Annotated in this window: 18 protein-coding genes and 1 tRNA gene; 5 read left to right on the forward strand and 14 right to left on the reverse strand. The window is 69.2% G+C overall.

The window, feature by feature from the left end; genetic code table 11:
• Nucleotides 1–77 precede the first annotated feature (77 nt).
• From ACFO3J_RS16040 to ACFO3J_RS16080, 9 genes are all read right to left on the reverse strand, one after another.
• Nucleotides 78–539 (reverse strand): DUF1707 and DUF4190 domain-containing protein, encoded by a 462-nt coding sequence (locus ACFO3J_RS16040; protein ID WP_386430053.1) that lies wholly within the window; start codon nt 537–539, stop codon nt 78–80.
• 123 nt (nt 540–662) lie between these two features.
• Nucleotides 663–4,571, reverse strand: a complete 3,909-nt coding sequence (locus tag ACFO3J_RS16045) for a DNA-directed RNA polymerase subunit beta' (protein WP_386430054.1) — start codon at nt 4,569–4,571, stop codon at nt 663–665.
• Nucleotides 4,572–4,698: 127 nt separating this feature from the next.
• Nucleotides 4,699–8,184: a DNA-directed RNA polymerase subunit beta gene (gene rpoB / locus ACFO3J_RS16050; protein WP_386430055.1), complete on the reverse strand. Its 3,486-nt coding sequence runs from the start codon at nt 8,182–8,184 to the stop codon at nt 4,699–4,701.
• A gap of 591 nt (nt 8,185–8,775) precedes the next feature.
• Nucleotides 8,776–9,159 (reverse strand): 50S ribosomal protein L7/L12, encoded by a 384-nt coding sequence (gene rplL / locus ACFO3J_RS16055; RefSeq protein WP_386430056.1) that lies wholly within the window; start codon nt 9,157–9,159, stop codon nt 8,776–8,778.
• A gap of 84 nt (nt 9,160–9,243) precedes the next feature.
• Nucleotides 9,244–9,810, reverse strand: coding sequence for a 50S ribosomal protein L10 (rplJ, locus tag ACFO3J_RS16060; RefSeq protein ID WP_386430057.1), 567 nt, complete (start codon nt 9,808–9,810; stop codon nt 9,244–9,246).
• A 442-nt stretch (nt 9,811–10,252) separates the two neighbouring features.
• Entirely contained in the window at nt 10,253–10,978 is a 726-nt protein-coding gene (rplA, locus tag ACFO3J_RS16065) for a 50S ribosomal protein L1 (protein ID WP_386430058.1), read from the reverse strand.
• Between the two features lie 85 nt (nt 10,979–11,063).
• The gene (gene rplK / locus ACFO3J_RS16070) at nt 11,064–11,498 is read right to left on the reverse strand and encodes a 50S ribosomal protein L11 (RefSeq protein WP_386430059.1); all 435 of its coding nucleotides are present in this window, start codon (nt 11,496–11,498) and stop codon (nt 11,064–11,066) included.
• Nucleotides 11,499–11,585: 87 nt separating this feature from the next.
• Entirely contained in the window at nt 11,586–11,714 is a 129-nt protein-coding gene (locus tag ACFO3J_RS16075) for a hypothetical protein (protein ID WP_386430060.1), read from the reverse strand.
• Between the two features lie 65 nt (nt 11,715–11,779).
• Entirely contained in the window at nt 11,780–11,926 is a 147-nt protein-coding gene (locus ACFO3J_RS16080) for a DUF397 domain-containing protein (RefSeq protein ID WP_386430061.1), read from the reverse strand.
• 163 nt (nt 11,927–12,089) lie between these two features.
• Between ACFO3J_RS16080 and ACFO3J_RS16085 the strand changes: the two genes are divergently transcribed.
• The 3 genes from ACFO3J_RS16085 (at nt 12,090) to ACFO3J_RS16095 (ending at nt 14,159) form a co-directional block, all read left to right on the forward strand.
• Nucleotides 12,090–12,401 carry a 4a-hydroxytetrahydrobiopterin dehydratase gene (locus tag ACFO3J_RS16085; protein ID WP_386430062.1) on the forward strand — a complete coding sequence of 104 codons (312 nt, stop codon included), beginning with the start codon at nt 12,090–12,092 and terminating at the stop codon, nt 12,399–12,401.
• Nucleotides 12,402–12,453: 52 nt separating this feature from the next.
• Entirely contained in the window at nt 12,454–13,101 is a 648-nt protein-coding gene (tmk, locus tag ACFO3J_RS16090) for a dTMP kinase (protein ID WP_386430063.1), read from the forward strand.
• Nucleotides 13,102–13,367: 266 nt separating this feature from the next.
• Nucleotides 13,368–14,159 (forward strand): SGNH/GDSL hydrolase family protein, encoded by a 792-nt coding sequence (locus tag ACFO3J_RS16095; RefSeq protein ID WP_386430064.1) that lies wholly within the window; start codon nt 13,368–13,370, stop codon nt 14,157–14,159.
• Between the two features lie 80 nt (nt 14,160–14,239).
• On the opposite strand, the gene nusG is transcribed toward ACFO3J_RS16095, so the two are convergent.
• The 3 genes from nusG to ACFO3J_RS16110 all read right to left on the reverse strand — a co-directional run bounded on the left by nusG (nt 14,240) and on the right by ACFO3J_RS16110 (nt 15,700).
• The gene (nusG, locus tag ACFO3J_RS16100; RefSeq protein ID WP_386430065.1) at nt 14,240–15,166 is read right to left on the reverse strand and encodes a transcription termination/antitermination protein NusG; all 927 of its coding nucleotides are present in this window, start codon (nt 15,164–15,166) and stop codon (nt 14,240–14,242) included.
• Between the two features lie 75 nt (nt 15,167–15,241).
• Nucleotides 15,242–15,526, reverse strand: a complete 285-nt coding sequence (gene secE, locus ACFO3J_RS16105; RefSeq protein WP_386430238.1) for a preprotein translocase subunit SecE — start codon at nt 15,524–15,526, stop codon at nt 15,242–15,244.
• Nucleotides 15,527–15,627: 101 nt separating this feature from the next.
• Nucleotides 15,628–15,700 (reverse strand) — tRNA-Trp (locus ACFO3J_RS16110).
• 215 nt (nt 15,701–15,915) lie between these two features.
• On the opposite strand from ACFO3J_RS16110, the gene ACFO3J_RS16115 reads away from it, so the two are divergent.
• Nucleotides 15,916–17,154, forward strand: coding sequence for a pyridoxal phosphate-dependent aminotransferase (locus ACFO3J_RS16115; protein WP_386430066.1), 1,239 nt, complete (start codon nt 15,916–15,918; stop codon nt 17,152–17,154).
• A 90-nt stretch (nt 17,155–17,244) separates the two neighbouring features.
• The gene (locus tag ACFO3J_RS16120; RefSeq protein WP_386430067.1) at nt 17,245–18,315 is read left to right on the forward strand and encodes an adenosine deaminase; all 1,071 of its coding nucleotides are present in this window, start codon (nt 17,245–17,247) and stop codon (nt 18,313–18,315) included.
• Here ACFO3J_RS16120 and ACFO3J_RS16125 read toward each other — a convergent pair.
• Both ACFO3J_RS16125 and ACFO3J_RS16130 read right to left on the reverse strand, forming a co-directional pair.
• Nucleotides 18,312–19,367: a UDP-N-acetylmuramate dehydrogenase gene (locus ACFO3J_RS16125; protein WP_386430068.1), complete on the reverse strand. Its 1,056-nt coding sequence runs from the start codon at nt 19,365–19,367 to the stop codon at nt 18,312–18,314. The genes ACFO3J_RS16120 and ACFO3J_RS16125 overlap by 4 nt on opposite strands.
• A gap of 10 nt (nt 19,368–19,377) precedes the next feature.
• A complete protein-coding gene (locus ACFO3J_RS16130; RefSeq protein WP_386430069.1) occupies nt 19,378–20,190 on the reverse strand; it encodes a hemerythrin domain-containing protein in 813 nt (270 codons plus the stop codon).
• Nucleotides 20,191–20,276 lie beyond the last annotated feature (86 nt).

Here is a 20,276-nt window from a genome sequence, read left to right on the forward strand (position 1 = left end):
GGGGTGGCCGCCCGGCGCACCGCACTTCCTCGGACCGGCGGCATCGGACGAGCCGTCGGTGAACCAGCTGTCCGGCGTCACCAGATGGTGCCCACCACGAACGCGAACGCCCAGAAGGCGATCCCCAGATACCCGATCACCAGCCCGGCGGTCGCCGGACCGTCGCCCCGCTCACCGGTCCGCTTGATCTCCCGCTTGGCGATGTGGCCCAGCACGACCCCCACCACCGAACCCGTACCGCACAGGAAGCCGCCGACCAGCGAGGCCACCAGGGACCCGATCGCCTTGCTGTTGGTCTTGGGCGGCGGGGGCAGCGGCGAGGACGGGGGCGGCGGGTAGGGAGGGGCCGGGGAATCGGGCGCCCCGGCCGCCCTGGGGCGCGGGATGTCCCCGGTGAGGAGGTCCAACTCCTTGTACGTACGCGCCTCATAGGCGTGACCGACCCGGTCCTCGTACTCCTCCAGGCTCAAACGCCCTTGGGCGAAGGCGTCCTTGAGGACGCGCACCACCCGCTCACGGTCAGCATCACCGGCCAGCATCCCTTCATCATGCCGCAGGGCGGCCGTTCCCGGAGGGGAACGACCGCCCTGTGCTCACCGGTTGGCTTACCCGGGTCGCATGGTGGCTGAGACGCGCTCAGCCGGTGGCCTCAGCCAGTGACCTCAGCCGTTGTACGGGCCGTAGTCGTAGTCCTCCAGCGGGACCGCCTGGCCGGAGCCGGTGCCGAAGGGGCTGTAGTCGATGTCGTCGTAGCCGACGGCCGAGTACATCGCGGCCTTGGCCTCCTCGGTCGGCTCCACCCGGATGTTGCGGTAGCGGGACAGACCCGTACCGGCCGGGATGAGCTTGCCGATGATGACGTTCTCCTTCAGGCCCAGCAGCGAGTCGGACTTGGCGTGGATCGCCGCGTCCGTCAGCACCCGGGTGGTCTCCTGGAAGGAGGCCGCCGACAGCCACGACTCGGTGGCCAGCGACGCCTTGGTGATACCCATCAGCTGCGGCCGGCCGGAGGCGGGGTGACCGCCCTCGGTGACCACCCGGCGGTTCTCCTGCTCGAACCGGCCGCGCTCGACCAGCTCGCCGGGCAGCAGCTCCGCGTCACCCGACTCGATGATCGTCACCCGGCGCAGCATCTGCCGGATGATGATCTCGATGTGCTTGTCGTGGATCGACACACCCTGCGAGTTGTAGACCTTCTGCACTTCCTGCACCAGGTGGATCTGCACCTGGCGCTGGCCGAGGATCCGCAGCACGTCGTGCGGGTTGGTGGCGCCGTAGGTGAGCTTCTGGCCGACCTCCACGTGGTCGCCCTCGCCCACCTGGAGCTTGACGCGCTTGGAGATCGGGTAGGCGATCTCCTCGGCGCCGTCGTCCGGGGTGACGACGATCTTCTTGGTCTTCTCGGTCTCCTCGATCCGGACCCGGCCGGCCGCCTCGGAGATCGGGGCGACACCCTTCGGGACCCGGGCCTCGAAGAGCTCGACCACACGCGGCAGACCCTGCGTGATGTCGTCACCCGCCACACCACCGGTGTGGAAGGTACGCATGGTCAGCTGGGTGCCGGGCTCACCGATCGACTGGGCCGCGATGATGCCGACGGCCTCGCCGATGTCCACCAGCTTGCCGGTGGCCAGCGAGCGCCCGTAGCAGAAGGCGCAGGTGCCGACGGCCGACTCGCAGGTGAGGATCGAGCGGGTCTTGACCTCCTCGACCCCCAGCCGGACGAGCTGGTCGATCAGCACGTCGCCGAGGTCGACGTTGGCGGGCGCGACGACCTTGCCGTCCACCACCACGTCCTCGGCGAGCATCCGCGCGTACACGCTGGTCTCGACGTCGTCCGTCTTGCGCAGCGTGCCGTCGTCGTCCCGCTTGGCGATCCGCAGCTTCAGACCGCGCTCGGTGCCGCAGTCCTCCTCACGGATGATCACGTCCTGCGAGACGTCCACCAGACGACGGGTCAGGTAACCCGAGTCGGCGGTACGCAGCGCGGTGTCGGCCAGACCCTTACGGGCACCGTGGGTGGAGATGAAGTACTCCAGCACGGACAGGCCCTCACGGAAGGACGCCTTGATCGGCCGCGGGATGGTCTCGTTCTTGGCGTTCGAGACCAGACCGCGCATACCGGCGATCTGCCGCATCTGCATCATGTTTCCGCGGGCGCCCGAGTCGACCATCATGAAGATCGGGTTGGTCCGCGGGAAGTTGGCGTTCATCGCCACGGCGACCTCGTTGGTCGCCTTGGTCCAGATGCCGATCAGCTCGTCCGAGCGCTCCTGCTTGGTGATCAGACCGCGCTCGTACTGCTTCTGCACCTTCTCGTCCTGCGCCTCGTAGGAGGCGATGATCGCCTTCTTGGCCTCGGGCACGACGATGTCGGTGACGGCCACGGTGACACCCGAACGGGTGGCCCAGTGGAAGCCGGCCGCCTTCAGGTTGTCGAGCGTCGCCGCCACGATGACCTTCGGGTACCGCTCGGCGAGGTCGTTGACGATCTCGGAGAGCTGCTTCTTGCCGACCGGCTGGTCCACGAACGGGTAGTCCTCGGGCAGCAGCTCGTTGAAGAGCGCGCGGCCCAGCGTGGTGCGCAGCCGGAAGGAGTCGCCCAGCTGGTACGGGCGGCTGTCGGTGTCGCCCTCGGCGGGCTCCGGCGGGGTCCAGCCGCGCGGCGGCACGGTGCCGACCGGGAAGCGGATGTCGACCGGGGCCTGCATCGACAGCTCGCGGTTGTCGAACGCCATGATCGCCTCGGCGGTGGCGCCGAACGCCCTGCCCTCTCCGACGACCTCGCGCTCCTCGGAGTCCGTGGTCAGGAAGAACAGACCCAGCACCATGTCCTGGGTCGGCATGGTGACCGGACGGCCGTCGGCCGGCTTGAGGATGTTGTTCGAGGACAGCATCAGGATGCGGGCCTCGGCCTGCGCCTCGGCCGACAGCGGCAGGTGCACCGCCATCTGGTCGCCGTCGAAGTCCGCGTTGAAGGCGGTGCAGACCAGCGGGTGGATCTGGATGGCCTTGCCCTCGACCAGCTGCGGCTCGAAGGCCTGGATACCCAGGCGGTGCAGGGTCGGCGCGCGGTTCAGCAGCACCGGGTGCTCGGCGATGACCTCTTCCAGCACGTCGTACACGACCGTGCGGCCGCGCTCGACCATGCGCTTGGCCGACTTGATGTTCTGCGCGTGGTTGAGGTCCACCAGGCGCTTCATCACGAACGGCTTGAAGAGCTCCAGCGCCATCGCCTTGGGCAGACCGCACTGGTGCAGCTTGAGCTGCGGGCCGACCACGATCACCGAACGGGCGGAGTAGTCGACGCGCTTGCCGAGCAGGTTCTGGCGGAAGCGGCCCTGCTTGCCCTTGAGCATGTCGGACAGCGACTTCAGCGGACGGTTGCCGGGGCCCGTGACCGGGCGGCCGCGGCGGCCGTTGTCGAAGAGCGCGTCGACGGCCTCCTGGAGCATCCGCTTCTCGTTGTTCACGATGATCTCGGGCGCGCCGAGGTCCAGCAGCCGCTTCAGGCGGTTGTTGCGGTTGATCACCCGGCGGTACAGGTCGTTCAGGTCGGAGGTCGCGAAGCGGCCACCGTCCAGCTGCACCATCGGACGCAGGTCCGGCGGGATCACGGGTACGCAGTCCAGCACCATGCCACCGGGCTTGTTGGTGGTCTGCAGGAACGCCGAGACGACCTTGAGGCGCTTGAGCGCGCGGGTCTTCTTCTGGCCCTTGCCGGTGCGGATGATCTCGCGGAGGCGCTCGGCCTCCTCGTCCAGGTCGAAGGACTCCAGGCGCTTCTGCAGCGCCGCGGCACCCATCGAACCGGAGAAGTACGTACCGAAGCGGTCGCGCAGCTCGCGGTAGAGCAGCTCGTCGCCCTCCAGGTCCTGGACCTTGAGGTTCTTGAAGCGGGCCCACACCTCGTCGAGGCGGTCCAGCTCGCGCTGGGCGCGGTCGCGCAGCTGCTTCATCTCGCGCTCGGCGCCTTCGCGCACCTTGCGGCGCACATCGGCCTTGGCGCCCTCGTTCTCCAGCTCGCCGAGGTCGGCCTCCAGCTTCTTCTGGCGGGCCTCCACGTCGGAGTCACGGCGCTGCTCGACCTGGCTGCGCTCCACGGAGACCTGGGCCTCCAGCGACGGCAGGTCGCGGGTGCGGCGCTCCTCGTCCACCCAGGTGATCATGTACGCCGCGAAGTAGATGACCTTCTCCAGGTCCTTCGGGGCGAGATCCAGCAGGTAGCCGAGGCGGGACGGGACACCCTTGAAGTACCAGATGTGGGTGACCGGCGCGGCCAGCTCGATGTGGCCCATCCGCTCGCGGCGCACCTTGGCGCGAGTGACCTCGACGCCGCAGCGCTCGCAGATGATGCCCTTGAAGCGGACACGCTTGTACTTACCGCAGTAGCACTCCCAGTCCCGGGTGGGGCCGAAGATCTTCTCGCAGAAGAGCCCGTCCTTTTCCGGCTTGAGGGTGCGGTAGTTGATGGTCTCCGGCTTCTTGACTTCGCCGTGGGACCAGGTCCGGATGTCGTCCGCGGTGGCCAGGCCGATCCGCAGCTCATCGAAGAAGTTGACGTCGAGCACTGTGTCGTCAATCCCTCTCGGGTTGATTCTCAAAATGGTCTGGACGGGTCCTGGGGGTCCCCCCGGGCCGCGTCAGCGGCTCAGGGGGCGAGCGACGCCGGGCCCTGGGAGGCCCGGCGACAACCCGTCAGACCTCTTCGACGCTGCTCGGCTCACGCCGGGACAGGTCGATACCGAGTTCCTCCGCCGCGCGGAACACGTCCTCGTCCGTGTCCCGCATCTCGATGGACATACCGTCCGAGGACAGCACCTCCACATTGAGGCAGAGCGACTGCATTTCCTTGATGAGCACCTTGAAGGACTCGGGAATGCCGGGCTCGGGGATGTTCTCGCCCTTGACGATGGCCTCGTACACCTTCACGCGGCCGAGCACGTCGTCGGACTTGATGGTCAGCAGCTCCTGGAGGGCGTAAGCGGCGCCGTACGCTTCCAGCGCCCACACCTCCATCTCGCCGAACCGCTGTCCGCCGAACTGCGCCTTACCGCCCAGCGGCTGCTGGGTGATCATCGAGTACGGGCCGGTGGACCGGGCGTGCAGCTTGTCGTCCACCAGGTGGTGCAGCTTGAGGATGTACATGTAGCCGACCGAGATCGGCTCCGGGAACGGCTCGCCGGAGCGGCCGTCGAACATCCTGGCCTTGCCCGAGGGCAGCACCATCCGGTCGCCGTCGCGGTTGGGGACCGTGGCCTCGAAGAGGCCGGCGATCTCGTCCTCGCGGGCGCCGTCGAAGACCGGGGTCGCGACGTTGGTGTTGGGTTCGACCCGGCCGGCACCGATGACGTCCAGCCGCCTCGCCCACTCGTCGGCGATACCGGCGACGTCCCAGCCCTGCTTCGCCAGCCAGCCGAGGTGGATCTCCAGCACCTGGCCCGGGTTCATCCGGGACGGGACGCCGAGCGGGTTGAGGATGATGTCGACCGCGGTGCCGTCCTCCAGGAACGGCATGTCCTCGACCGGCAGGATCTTGGAGATGACGCCCTTGTTGCCGTGGCGGCCGGCCAGCTTGTCGCCGTCGGTGATCTTCCGCTTCTGCGCCACGTACACGCGCACCAGCTGGTTGACACCGGGCGGCAGCTCGTCGCCCTCCTCGCGGTCGAAGACGCGGACGCCGATGACCTTGCCGACCTCGCCGTGCGGCACCTTCAGCGAGGTGTCCCGCACTTCGCGGGCCTTCTCGCCGAAGATCGCGCGCAGCAGCCGCTCCTCCGGGGTCAGCTCGGTCTCGCCCTTGGGCGTGACCTTGCCGACCAGGATGTCGCCGGCCACCACATCGGCGCCGATCCGGATGATCCCGCGCTCGTCGAGGTCCGCGAGGACCTCCTCGGAGACGTTCGGGATGTCCCGGGTGATCTCCTCGGGGCCGAGCTTGGTGTCACGGGCGTCGACCTCGTGCTCCTCGATGTGGATCGAGGACAGGACGTCGTCCTGCACGAGGCGCTGCGACAGGATGATCGCGTCCTCGTAGTTGTGGCCCTCCCAGGGCATGAACGCCACCAGGAGGTTCTTGCCGAGGGCCATCTCGCCCTCTTCGGTGGACGGACCGTCGGCGAGCACCTGGGTGGCGACCACGCGGTCGCCCTCGTTCACCACGACCTTCTGGTTGAAGGAGGTGCCCTGGTTGGACCGGGAGAACTTGGCGACCCGGTAGGTGTTGTACGTGCCGTCGTCGTTGGTGACCGTGACGTAGTCCGCGGAGACCTCCTGGACCACACCGTCCTTCTCGGCCTTGATGACGTCACCGGCGTCGACCGCGCAGCGGTACTCCATGCCGGTGCCGACCAGCGGCGCCTCGGACTTGATCAGCGGTACGGCCTGGCGCATCATGTTCGATCCCATGAGCGCGCGGTTGGCGTCGTCGTGCTCCAGGAACGGGATCATCGCGGTGGCGACCGACACCATCTGGCGCGGCGAGACGTCCATGTAGTCCACGTCGTCGCCGGGGATGTAGTCGATCTCGCCGCCGCGGCGGCGGACCAGCACCCGGGACTCGGCGAACCGCAGGTCCTCGGTCAGCGGCGCGTTGGCCTGCGCGATGACGAAGCGGTCCTCCTCGTCGGCGGTCAGGTAGTCCACGTCGTCGGTGACGACACCCTCGATGACCTTGCGGTACGGGGTCTCGACGAAGCCGAACGCGTTGACCCGGCCGTAGGAGGCCAGCGAGCCGATCAGGCCGATGTTCGGGCCTTCCGGGGTCTCGATCGGACACATCCGCCCGTAGTGGGACGGGTGCACGTCGCGGACCTCGAAGCCGGCCCGCTCACGGGACAGACCGCCGGGGCCCAGCGCCGACAGGCGGCGCTTGTGGGTCAGGCCGGACAGCGGGTTCGTCTGGTCCATGAACTGGGACAGCTGGCTGGTGCCGAAGAACTCCTTGATGGAGGCGACGACCGGCCGGATGTTGATCAGGGTCTGCGGCGTGATCGCCTCGACGTCCTGGGTCGTCATCCGCTCGCGGACCACGCGCTCCATCCGGGCCAGGCCGGTACGCACCTGGTTCTGGATGAGCTCGCCGACGTTGCGCAGGCGGCGGTTGCCGAAGTGGTCGATGTCGTCGACCTCGACCACGATCTGCGAGCCGTTGTGGCCCGAGGTCTCGGTCTCCCCGGCGTGCAGCTTGACCAGGTACTTGATGGTGGCGGTGATGTCGTCGGTGGTGAGCACGCCGGCGTCCAGCGGGGCCTCGCCGCCGAGCTTCTTGTTGACCTTGTAGCGGCCGACCTTGGCCAGGTCGTAGCGCTTGGGGTTGAAGTAGAGGTTCTCCAGCAGGGTCTGGGCGGCCTCCTTGGTCGGCGGCTCGCCCGGGCGCAGCTTGCGGTAGATGTCCAGCAGCGCGTCGTCCTGGCCCTGGGTGTGGTCCTTCTCCAGGGTGGCGCGCATCGACTCGTACTCGCCGAACTCCTCCAGGATCTGCTCGGTGCTCCAGCCGAGCGCCTTGAGCAGCACGGTGACCGACTGCTTGCGCTTGCGGTCGATGCGGACACCGACCATGTCGCGCTTGTCGATCTCCATCTCCAGCCAGGCACCCCGGGACGGGATGATCTTGGCGGAGAAGATGTCCTTGTCGGACGTCTTGTCGATCTGGCTGTCGAAGTAGACGCCCGGCGAGCGGACCAGCTGCGACACGACGACACGCTCGGTGCCGTTGATGCAGAAGGTGCCCTTGTTGGTCATCAGGGGGAAGTCGCCCATGAAGACCGTCTGGGACTTGATCTCGCCGGTCTCGTTGTTGGTGAACTCGGCGGTGACGAAGAGCGGCGCACCGTAGGTGAAGTCGCGCTCCTTGCACTCGTCCAGCGAGTTCTTCGGCGGCTCGAAGCGGTGGTCACGGAAAGTGAGCGACATCGACCCGGAGAAGTCCTCGATCGGAGAGATCTCCTCGAAGATCTCCTCCAGACCGGACTTCCTGGGGACATCCTGCCCACTGTCAAGGGCCGCCTCGACCCGGGCCTTCCACGCGGCGTTCCCGAGCAGCCAGTCAAAGCTCTCGGTCTGGAGCGCGAGGAGGTTCGGAACTTCGAGCGGTTCACGGATCTTCGCGAAAGAAATGCGCAGCGGTGCGGTGCTTGCGCCGTTGTTCGAGTTGGTAGTCGAGGCGTTGCGCGAGGCGGCCAAGAGGGGGTCCTTCCGAGGGCTCGGACTCACTACGCGCGTACCGGTCCACCCCTGAGCTGAAGAGAAATCCCTGATGACAGGCCTCTTCAGTGTCGCTCAGATACGGGCATGCTCCTGGTGACGGGCCAGGCAGCAGCTAACAGGCAGCGCAAAGGGTCAGTGTAGCCACTTGGCCCACTGATGTCCAGAGCTGAGATTCGGAGTACCGAATCGTCGCCCCCTCGTCTACCTCGCGGGGTCCGGCCCTCGGAGCCCGGACCCGCTGTCCGTCACGCTGCATAGCCATGCATTCCCGCTTGGGCGTCGATCCATGCATCCGACCCGGATCGATCTCCGGGACACCGCGGGACGCGTACGCCGACGCAGCGGGCGCGTCCTGAGAATTGCGCGATGCGCCGCCCACGTCAAGGCCCCAGCCTCGCGTAGATCGAAAACGGCCGAGGGCGGCCACCCTTTCGAGTGGCCGCCCTCGGCGGGTGGAGCAGAGCCGGCGCGGGCATCCGGACCTGGCGGGGCCGGATGTCGCTGCCGGGCGTCGAGCGGAGTGGAGCCGGGACCGCCCGAGGTGTCGCTTGGGTGCTGTGCGAGGTGTTACTTGACCTCGACGGAGGCGCCGGCCGCCGCGAGGGCGTCCTTGGCCTTCTCCGCGGCTTCCTTGGTGGCCTTCTCCAGAACGGCCTTCGGAGCGCCGTCCACGAGGTCCTTGGCTTCCTTCAGACCCAGCGAGGTCAGCTCACGCACGACCTTGATGACCTGGATCTTCTTCTCGCCGGCACCCGTGAGGATGACGTCGAACTCGTCCTGCTCCTCGGGGGCCTCGACGGCGGCGGCAGCGCCACCGGCGGCGGCGACCGCGACCGGGGCGGCGGCGGTGACGTCGAACTTCTCCTCGAAGGCCTTCAGGAACTCGGAGAGCTCGATGAGGGTGAGGTTCTCGAACTGCTCGAGCAGTTCGGCCTGGCTGAGCTTCGCCATGATGGCGGTCCTTCCACTAATTCGGCTGGTGCCGGATGTACATGTCGGCGGGCGTACTCGGTGCCCGCTGGACCGTCGAGCCGGTTACTCCGACTCGGCAGCCTCGGCGGGAGCCGGCGTACCGGCACCGCCCTGCTCGTCGGCCAACTTGACCCGAAGCGCCTCGGTGGTGCGGGCGAACTTCGAGGGAAGCGCCTGGAAGAGCGCGGCAGCCTGGGACTGCTTGCCCTTTATGGCGCCCGCCAGCTTGGCGAGCAGAACCTCGCGGGACTCGAGGTCCGCGAGCTTCTTGATCTCGTCGGCGGACAGCGCCTTACCGTCAAGGACACCGCCCTTGATGACGAGAGCGGGATTGTCCTTGGCGAAGTCACGCAGACCCTTCGCCGCCTCGACCGGGTCACCGGCGACGAAGGCGACGGCCGACGGACCCGCGAACAGGTCGTCGAGCGTGCTGATCCCGGCCTCGTTGGCCGCGATCTTGGTCAGCGTGTTCTTCACCACGGCGTACGTGACGTTCTCACCGAGTGCACGGCGCAGCGTCTTGAGCTGCGCCACGGTGAGACCGCGGTACTCGGTCAGCATCGCGGCGTTCGAGGTACGGAACTTGTCCGTCAACTCGGCAACCGCGGCAGCCTTGTCGGGCCTCGCCATGAGTCTCGGCCTCCTTCCGGGTGATTGCGGACCGCCCGGCGTTGAAGGAGGAGACATCCGAAAATGATCGAATGGCAGCGAAATGCGAAACGCCCCGGCGCGGGCGCACGGGGCGGAGCTCGACGGACGCGTTCGCACGCTTCCGGAGATCGTTCTCGGTCACCTGCGCGGGCCGTCCGCAGTCAGCGGATCCTTCGGCCACCCCACCCCCTGCGGGGCACGGCGACAACCAGCGGTCTATGGCTTCTCCGGCAGCGTACGGGACCGGTCCCCCACCGGGCAAATCGCCTCCGGCGGGGCGGGCGGCGGCGCGGGCGGCCGCGAAGCCGCTCGCGAACGGCGAGGACCCCGCCCCCGGTTCGCGGGGCGGGGTCCTGAACCATACGACCGCGGGTATGACCAGTCGGACGGACAGGTCGGACGGCCGGGTCGGACGGGTGGGTCAGACGGACGCCGGGTCTTCTTCGACCAGGAGGTTACGGGTGCGGTTGGGGTCGACCTGGATGCCGGGGCCCATGGTGGTGGAGACCGCCGCCTTCCGTACGTAACGGCCCTTCGACGCGGACGGCTTGATCCGCAGGATCTCGTCCAGCGCCGCCGCGTAGTTCTCCACCAGCTGGGTCTCGTCGAACGACACCTTGCCGATGATGAAGTGCAGGTTCGAGTGCTTGTCGACGCGGAACTCGATCTTGCCGCCCTTGATCTCGGTGACCGCCTTCGCCACGTCGGGCGTCACGGTGCCGGTCTTCGGGTTCGGCATCAGACCACGCGGGCCGAGCACGCGGCCGAGGCGGCCGACCTTGCCCATCAGGTCCGGGGTGGCGACGACGGCGTCGAAGTCCAGCCGGCCCTTCGCCACCTCGTCGATCAGTTCGTCGGAGCCGACGATGTCGGCTCCCGCGGCTTCCGCGGCCGCGGCACGGTCACCGGTCGCGAAGACCAGGACCCGGGCGGTCTTGCCGGTGCCGTGCGGGAGGTTCACGGTGCCACGGACCATCTGGTCGGCCTTGCGCGGGTCGACACCCAGGCGGAAGGCGACCTCGACGGTCGAGTCGAACTTGGTGGTCGCGGTCTCCTTGGCGATGCGAACGGCCTCCAGGGGCGCGTACAGGCGCTCCTGGTCGATCTTGGCGTCCGCAGCGCGGAGGGATTTGCTGCGCTTGCTCACGTTCTGCTCCTGTAAGTGGATGGAGTCGTGGTGCGGGCCGAGCAGGCCCTGCCACAGGGGGTGCCGCAGGGGCTGGTACGGGGCGTCAGCCCTCGACCGTGATGCCCATCGAACGAGCCGTACCCGCGATGATCTTCTCCGCGGCGTCCAGGTCGTTCGCGTTCAGGTCGGGGAGCTTCGTGGTGGCGATGTCCCGCACCTGGGCGCGCGTCAGCTTCGCGACCTTCTTGACGTGCGGCTCGCCGGAGCCCTTGTCCACACCCGCGGCCTTCAGGATCAGCTTGGCGGCCGGCGGCGTCTTGGTGATGAAGGTGAAGCTGCGGTCGTCGTAGACCGTGATCTCCACCGGGATCACCATGCCGCGCTGCGACTCGGTGGCCGCGTTGTACGCCTTGCAGAATTCCATGATGTTCACGCCGTGCTGACCCAGCGCGGGTCCGACCGGCGGAGCCGGGTTGGCCGCACCGGCGTTGATCTGGAGCTTGATCAGCCCCGTGATCTTCTTCTTCTTGGGAGGCATTGCTCTCTCCGGGTCCTGTTGAGAGTGTTCGTGCCTGCGAGCAGGCATACCGCACCACTTTAGCGGGTATCGCGCCCCGGGCCGAAATCAGTGGGCCGAGCCCTCCGGCCGGCTGATGCGCTTGGCGGGAGCGAGCGAGCCGGCCACGGCGTCGATGGTGTGCGGGATGGGGCGGACCCGCGGACCCGGCGTCGGATGTTCGGGCTGGGCTGTCACAGTGCTCTCCCTCTCGGCTTGAAGGGTTCGGATGTCCTCGCCCGATACTGCCGGCCGCAGCGGGATCACACGGCGAAGCGTCCTTCGCGGACGGCGGCCACGAACGCGGCGAACGACTCCGCCGGGATCACCAGGGCCGGGCCGGAGCCCCGCTTCGTCCGCTCCCGCAAGCCCCGCGTCCGGGGCGTCCACGGCGATGCCTTCACTCCCACGGGCCAGCTCATCCCGTCCGGCAGCGGAAACCACCTCCCCTACGGGCATCCGGCCACCTCGTGGTTCCCCGCCGCGCGGAGCGTGGTCGAACCGACCCGTCGCTCCCCGGTCACCCTTAGTGTCGTACGTGCCTGACCAGCCCGCCGACAAGGAGATCCCCGCATGGCCACCGCGCCGCTCACCCGCGCCGAACTCGACCAGGCGCTGACCGGACTACCCGGCTGGACGGTCAAGGAAGGCTTCCTCACCGCCAACTTCAAGGCCGCCCGCGCCGACCTCCCGGGCCTCTACGCCGCCGTCGCCGCCGCCGAGGACGAAGCCGACCATCACGCCGCCATCCGCATCCTCTACGGCACGATCAGCTTCGCCCTCAACACCCACGACGCCGACGGCGCGATCACCGCCGAGGACACCGCCCTGGCCACCCGCATCACCACCCTCGCCACCACCCACGGCGCCCGACCGGCCGGCTGACGGCAGCGTGCGCGACGCCCTGCGGTCCGCGGGAGCAGCGGGGGCGGCGGCATTGAACCGGCGGGGTCGCTTCATCACCCTCGACGGGCCGGGCGGTGTCGGCAAGTCCAGCACGGTCGCGGCCCTGGCCGCCCTGCTCGCCGACGAGGGTGAAGCGGTCCTCCCCACGGCCGAACCCACCGACTCCGATCTCGGCCAATTCGTGCGCGGCCACGCCGACCGGATCGGTGGCCGGGCACTGGCCTGCCTGATCGCCGCCGACCGGTACGACCACCTGGAGCGTGAGATCCTGCCGCAGCTCGCGGCCGGCCGCACCGTGGTGTGCGACCGCTATCTGGCGTCCAGCCTTGTGGTCCAGCGGCTCGACGGTGTGCCGGAGGAGTACCTGCTGGATCTCCATGCCGGCGTCCTGCTTCCGGACCTGGCCGTGGTGCTCACCGCCGCCCCGGAAACGATCGCGGCGCGCATCGCCCGCCGGGGCGCCCGTCACCGGTTCGAGCGAGATCCCGACATCCCGCGCCGGGAGACCGCACTGTACGAACGGGCCGTGGTGATCCTGCGTGGGTGGGGCGTGGAGGTCCTGGTCGTCGACGCCGAGGTGTCACCACCGCAGGTGATCGCCGACCGGATCGCCGCGTACCGGCCGGGTGGAGCCGGTCAGGTCCCCCCGCGGGTCGTGCCCGGGAGGGGGAATTCGTGACGCCGCCAATCCGCGGAAGGGTTCCTGACCCCGGTGGTGGCGCTGCGGACGCTCAATCCCGACGCGGCGAAGGTGCTTGACGAGCGGGTCTCGGTCGTGACCGGGCGGTCGCTGGCCTGAGTGCGGTCCCGGGGCGCCCGCGAAGGGCCAGACCCGAAGAAAAATCTACACGCGTTGTTCCTGGCATGGACACCACCTCTTGGTGATGCTACGTAATCAACTGGTCACAATTCAGTGGCAGCGATCCTGCCCGACCAGGAGGTTCCGTGAGACTCACCAGGTCACTGTCAGCGCTCGGCGCGCTGGTGTCCGCCTTCGCCCTCGCCGTCGTCGCCACCGGCCCGGCCCAAGCGGCCGGGGTGTCGTACGTCGCGCTCGGGGATTCGTACTCGGCCGGGAACGGCGCCGGGAACTACATCAGTTCGAGTGGCGACTGCCACCGCAGCAACAGCGCGTACCCCGCACTGTGGGCCGCCGCCCACGGGCCCTCGTCGTTCGCCTTCGCCGCCTGTTCGGGGGCCGTGACGACCGATGTCACCAACAGCCAGCTCGGCTCGCTGAGCGCGTCCACCACCCTGGTCACCGTGACCATCGGCGGCAACGACGCGGGCTTCACGGATGTGATCACCACATGCGTGACCGGTTCCGACAGCACCTGCGTCAACCGGGTCAACACCGCCGAGAACTACGTACGCAGCACCCTGCCCGGCCGGCTCGACACGGTCTACAACGCGATCCGCGCCAAGGCCCCGTCAGCGCGGGTCGTGGTCCTGGGGTATCCGGACCTCTACACCCTGAATGTCTTCTGCATCGGCATGAGCGCCACCAAGCACCAGAAGATCGATGAGGCCGCCGACCTGATCGACACCACCACCGCCGCCCGCGCCTCGGCCCACGGCTTCGTCTTCGGCGACGTCCGCAGCACCTTCCGCGGTCATGAACTCTGCTCCGGCGACGACTACCTCCACGACCTCGCCCTCCCCACCTGGGAGTCCTACCACCCCACCGCCCTCGGCCACTCGGCCGGCTACCTCCCCGTCCTGAACGCCGACGACTGACCGGCCGCCGATCAGGCATGAACACGCGAAAGCCCCCGCCGTCGGCGGGGGCTTTCGCGACACCTGGAAGGCGGAAGGGCTCAGTTCTTCTGGATCTGGTCGAAGCTGAGCTCGACCGGGGTCTCGCGGCCGAAGATCTCCACCAGGCCCTTGACCTTCTTGGAGTCCGGGTTGATCTCGTTGATCGTCGCCTGGAGGGTGGCGAAGGGGCCGTCGGTGACGGTGACCGAGTCGCCGACCTCGAAGTCCAGCACCTGGACCTCGACCTTGCGCGGCTGGGCCGTGCCGTCGGCGATCGCGGCCGCCTCGGCCGCGGCTTCCACCTCGGGGGCGAGCATCTTGACGATCTCGTCCAGGGTCAGCGGGTACGGGTCGTAGGCGTTGCCGACGAAGCCGGTGACACCGGGGGTGTTGCGGACGACGCCCCAGGACTCGTTGGTCAGATCCATGCGGACCAGGACGTAACCGGGCAGTTTGTTCTGCCGGATCGTCTTGCGGTCGCCGTTCTTGATCTGGACGACTTCTTCCTGGGGGACCTCGGCCTGGTAGACGTACTCCTCGACGTTCAGCGAGACGGCGCGCTGCTCCAGATTGGACTTCACGCGGTTCTCGTAGCCGGCGTAGGTGTGGATCACATACCACTCGCCGGGCAGGGTCCGCAGCTCCTCGCGGAAGGCGGCCACCGCGTCGACCGGCTCGGCCACGGCGGCTTCTTCGCCGACCTCGCCGGCCTCGCCCGTCTCGGCGTCCTCGACGTCGTCCTCGGAGGCGGCGGCGACAACGGCAGCAGCGGCCTCTTCATCCGATTCGTCTTCGTCAGCAGCCGCCGCGGAAGCCTCGTCCTCGGACTGAACGGCCTCCTCCTCGGAGGACTCGCCCGCGGCCAGGTCGGCAGCCTCTGCCTGGTCGATGTCGGCGTCGGCACCCTCGACGATGTCGAGCGCGGTGTCGTCGCCCTCGGCAGAATCGTCTTCGGCGGCGGCGTCGTACACGTTCGGGTCGGACACGGTGGCTGCTCTTCCTGACTATTCAGAGGGTGGGACACAGGCGGGCGCGCAGAAGATCCGCACCCGCCGCGGGGATCAGCCGAAGACGTTCGCGACGAGCTTCGAGAAACCCCAGTCAACCACGCTCACGAACGCGATGATGACCACGACGAAGACAATCACCACAGTGGTGTACGTCGTCAGGTCATTGCGGTTCGGCCAGACGACCTTGCGCAGCTCAGCCACGATCTGGCGGTAGAACAACGCCAGACGTCCGAGAGGACCCTTCTTTCCGCGCTTACCGCCGCGGCGGGACTTCTTCTCGGTCTCCTGGTCGTCCTGAGTCGTGCCAGGCTCAGGAACACCGATGGAGTCCGTGATCTCGGTCACTCGTCATCACCTGACTCCGGTCGTGTGCCATTCCGCGCCCGTCGCGCGGTACGGCGAGTGCTTACAGCCCACGCCCTGACGGACGTGTGGAGCAGGGCCGGAGGGACTTGAACCCGCAACCGCTGGTTTTGGAGACCAGTGCTCTACCAATTGAGCTACGACCCTATGCTGACACTCCCAACGTACCTCAGTCCTGCTGCCGGGAGGGCCACCGGACGTTGAGTGTACGTGGTTCGGCGCTCCCCGTCGAACGTCTTGCACAGGGTGACCGGCCGACGGCCCGCCGGCGGCCCACCAGCCGCGCAACGGCTCGGCAATCCGCCGGTAATCCCCGGCAAACACCAGTGCCGGTGCCGCCCCCGGTCTGGGAGCATGCAGTCATGAGCGCAGCTACTCCCTCCGTACCGTCTGCCACCGAGCGGCGGGTGTCGGCCCGCGTCGGGTCGATCTCCGAGTCCGCGACCCTGGCCGTGGACGCCAAGGCCAAGGCCCTGAAGGCCGCCGGGCGTCCGGTGATCGGCTTCGGCGCCGGCGAGCCCGACTTCCCGACGCCCGACTACATCGTCGAGGCCGCTGTCGAGGCCTGCCGCAACCCGAAGTACCACCGCTACACGCCGGCCGGCGGCCTGCCGGAGCTGAAGGCGGCCATCGCGGCCAAGACGCTCCGCGACTCCGGCTACGAGGTGGACGCCTCCCAGGTGCTGGTGACCAACGGCGGCAAGCAGGCGATCTACGAGGCCTTCGCCGCGATCCTCGACCCGGGCGACGAGGTGATCGTCCCGGCCCCGTACTGGACCACCTACCCCGAGTCGATCCGGCTGGCGGGCGGGGTCCCGGTCGAGGTGGTGGCCGACGAGACCACCGGCTACCGGGTGTCGGTCGCGCAGCTGGAGGCGGCCCGCACCGAGCGCACCAAGGTCCTGCTCTTCGTCTCGCCGTCCAACCCGACCGGCGCGGTCTACAGCGAGGCCGACACCGAGGCGATCGGCCGCTGGGCGGTCGAGCACGGCCTGTGGGTGCTCACCGACGAGATCTACGAGCACCTGGTCTACGGCGACGCGACGTTCACCTCGCTGCCGGCGATCATCCCCGAGCTGCGGGACAAGTGCGTGGTGGTCAACGGCGTCGCCAAGACCTACGCGATGACCGGCTGGCGGGTGGGGTGGATCGTCGGCCCGAAGGACGTGGTGAAGGCCGCGACCAACCTCCAGTCGCACGCCACCTCGAACGTCTCCAATGTGGCGCAGGTAGCCGCGCTGGCCGCCGTCTCCGGGGATCTGGCGGCCGTCGCCGAGATGCGCGCCGCCTTCGACCGCCGCCGGCAGACCATCGTGCGGATGCTCAACGAGATCGAGGGCGTCGTCTGCCCGGTCCCCGAGGGCGCGTTCTACGTCTACCCGTCGGTGAAGGCGCTGCTCGGCAAGGAGATCCGCGGCAAGCGCCCGGCGGACTCGGTGGAGCTGGCCGCGCTGATCCTGGACGAGGCCGAGGTCGCGGTGGTGCCCGGTGAGGCGTTCGGCACACCCGGCTATCTGCGGCTGAGCTACGCGCTGGGTGACGACGACCTGGTGGAAGGCGTCGCGCGGCTGCAGAAGCTGCTCGGCGAGGCCACCGCGTAAGGCGTTCCGGCGCCCGTTCGCGTATTCGGGCAAGCCCCCGTTCGGAGAAACTGGTACCGGACGGGGGCCGTCGTATAGCAGGATCCTGGAATGGCACGAGAAGTACCCGAGGTACGCGGCCCGGCGCGGGAGATCCGCCGGCTGCCCAAGGCACATCTGCATCTGCACTTCACCGGCTCCATGCGTCCCAGCACCTTGCTGGAGCTGGCCGACAGACACGGAGTGCATCTGCCCGAAGCGCTGACCTCGGGCGAGCCCCCGAAACTCCGGGCCACCGACGAGCGCGGCTGGTTCCGCTTCCAGCGGCTCTACGACATCGCCCGGTCCTGCCTGCGCACCCCGGAGGACATCCAGCGGCTGGTCCGCGAGGCCGCCGAGGAAGAGGCGGCGGACGGCTCCGGCTGGCTGGAGATCCAGGTCGACCCGACCTCCTACGCGCCCCGGCTCGGCGGTCTGATCCCGACGCTGGAGATCATCCTGGACGCGGTGCGCAGCGCCTCCCGGGACACCGGGGTGGGCATGGCCGTGGTGGTGGCCGCCAACCGGATGAAGCACCCGCTGGACGCCCGTACGCTGGCCCGGCTCGCGGTCCGCTACGCCGACCAGGGCGTGGTCGGCTTCGGGCTGTCCAACGACGAACGCCGGGGCCTGGCACGGGACTTCGACCGGGCTTTCGCCATCGCCCGGGAGGGCGGCCTGCTCGCCGCCCCGCACGGCGGTGAACTCGCCGGCCCGGCCAGCGTCCGCGACTGCCTGGACGACCTGCACGCCGAAAGGGTCGGCCACGGCGTACGCGCCGCCGAGGACCCGCGCCTGCTGCGCCGGCTGGCCGAGTCCGGGGTGACCTGCGAGGTCTGCCCGGCCTCCAATGTCGCCCTCGGCGTCTACGACAAGCCCGAGGACGTCCCGCTGCGCACCCTCTACGAGGCCGGCGTCCCGATGGCCCTGGGCGCCGACGACCCGCTGCTCTTCGGCTCGCGGCTGGCCGCCCAGTACGAGATCGCCCGCCGCGTCCACGCCTTCACCGACCCCGAACTGGCCGAACTGGCCCGCCAGTCAGTCCGCGGCTCCCGGGCCCCGGCGGAGCTGCGCGAGCGGATGCTGGACGGGATCGACGCGTGGGTGTCGTCCGACGGGACTGCCGGGCAGCCCGCCGCCTAGAGCTCGACGCCGACCATCACCGGCTCGTTGACCAGTGTCACCCCGAAGGCCTCGTACACCCCGTCGCGCACCTCGCGCGCCAGGGTCAGCAGATCCTCGGTGGTGGCGCGGCCCCGGTTGGTCAGCGCCAGCGTGTGCTTGGTGGAGATCCGGGCCGGGCCGGTGCCGTAGCCCTTGCCGAAGCCGGCCTTGTCGATCAGCCAGGCGGCCGACGTCTTCGTACGGTCCTGGCCGGCCGGATACGCGGGCGGCTCCGTCCCCGCGCCGAGCCGGGTCCGCACCCGGCCCAGGAAGGCGTCGTACTCGGCGGCGGTCAGCACCGGGTTGGTGAAGAAGGAGCCGGCCGACCAGGTGTCGTGATCGCTCTCGTCCAGCACCATGCCCTTGCCGCGCCGCAGCGCCAGCACCGTGTCGCGGGCCCGGCCCAGCGGCACCCGGTCGCCGGGCTCCACTCCCAGGGCGCGGGCGGTCTCGCCGTACTTCACCGGTCCGGACAGCCCCCCGGCGTCCTCCAGCTCGAAGCGGACCCGCAGCACCACGAAGCGGCCGGCCACCTCCTTGAAGCGGCTGCTGCGGTAGGAGAACCCGCAGTCGGCGTTGCCGAGGGTGACGACCTCGTCCCGCTCCCGGTCGTACGCGACGACCTCGGTGATCGTGCCCGCCACTTCCTGCCCGTAGGCCCCCACGTTCTGGATCGGCGTGGCCCCGGCCGACCCCGGGATCCCGGCCAGGCACTCGACCCCGGCCAGCCCGGCGCCCACCGTCGCGGCGACCACCCGGGCCCAGGTCTCGCCCGCCGCCACCTCGACCCGGGCGCCGTCCAGCGTGATGCCCCGGCTGGCCACGCGTACGGCGGTGCCTTCGAACCCCTGGTCGGCGACCACCAGATTGCTTCCCCCGCCGACCACCAGCACGGGCTCGCCCCGGCCTTGGGCCTGCCGCACCGCGGCCACCACTTCGTCGTCCGTCCCGGCGGTCACCAGCCGCCGCGCGGGGCCCCCGAGGCGGAAGGTGGTCAGCGGCGCGAGGGGGGCGTTCTCCAGTACATCCACAGGCGTCAGCCTACGTTTCCCGCCCGCCCCGGCCGCGCCCGGTGGCGCCCCGCCGGCGTACGGCGGGTGCCGCCTCCCGGTCGTCCGTGCTTCCAGCGGCGGCGTCCGGCGGTACGGAGTGGGGTCTGTACGGGCGCGCCGCCGTCAGTTCGCTGCTGCGGGGCGGGGTCGGGGTGCCGTGGACCCGCTCGGCGTGCGCCGCGTAGACCTGCGGGGCCTGCTCCCGGACGGCCGACCGGAGCTCCGGCGGCAGACGGACCAGGGCGATCTCCACCACCTCGGGATCGCCCTCGTACATCAGCATGCCGAAGCCGAGCGGCATGCGTTCCGCGTCGGCCTCGGCCACGCCCTTGCGGACGATCTCGCTCCACTCCGCGGCCGGGATGTTCCGTTCCATCAGCGGGACGAGGTGGGCCTCCTCGGTGCCCAGGTGCTCCTGCAGCGCCGGGACCAGCTGATCGAGGACCCGGGCCAGCGCCTTGCCGGAGTCCGCGGTGGGGCCGCGGCGCCAGGTCGCCAGCGCCGCGTCCAGTTCCTGCGAGAGGCGGTCGACCTCGTCGTTCTGGCCTTCCATCACCTGGACCACGGGGATGACGTCGTCGGCGCAGCGGTCGAGGAGCAGCGGCCAGACGAACGTGTCCTGGCCGGCCCGGTGGAGGCGCAGGTCGGTGTTCAGCCCGGCGATATGGCCGCCGACGATCTCCGCCCGCTCCCGGTCGCCCTCGGCGGTGCCGCGCACCAGCCCGGGCATGAGGGCGAACTCCCGCCAGAACATGTCGTGCAGCATGTACAGCTCACGGCCGTCGAACATCGCTTCAGCCATCGTCCATTGCCCTCTGCTACGGCCCGGTGCGTCCTGTGCGTCCTGTGCGTCTGACAGGACACCCTATGCCGGTCGTGCCGACAAAC

Origin of the sequence: Streptomyces polygonati, assembly GCF_042650325.1 — a bacterium.
GTDB lineage: Bacteria > Actinomycetota > Actinomycetes > Streptomycetales > Streptomycetaceae > Actinacidiphila > Actinacidiphila polygonati.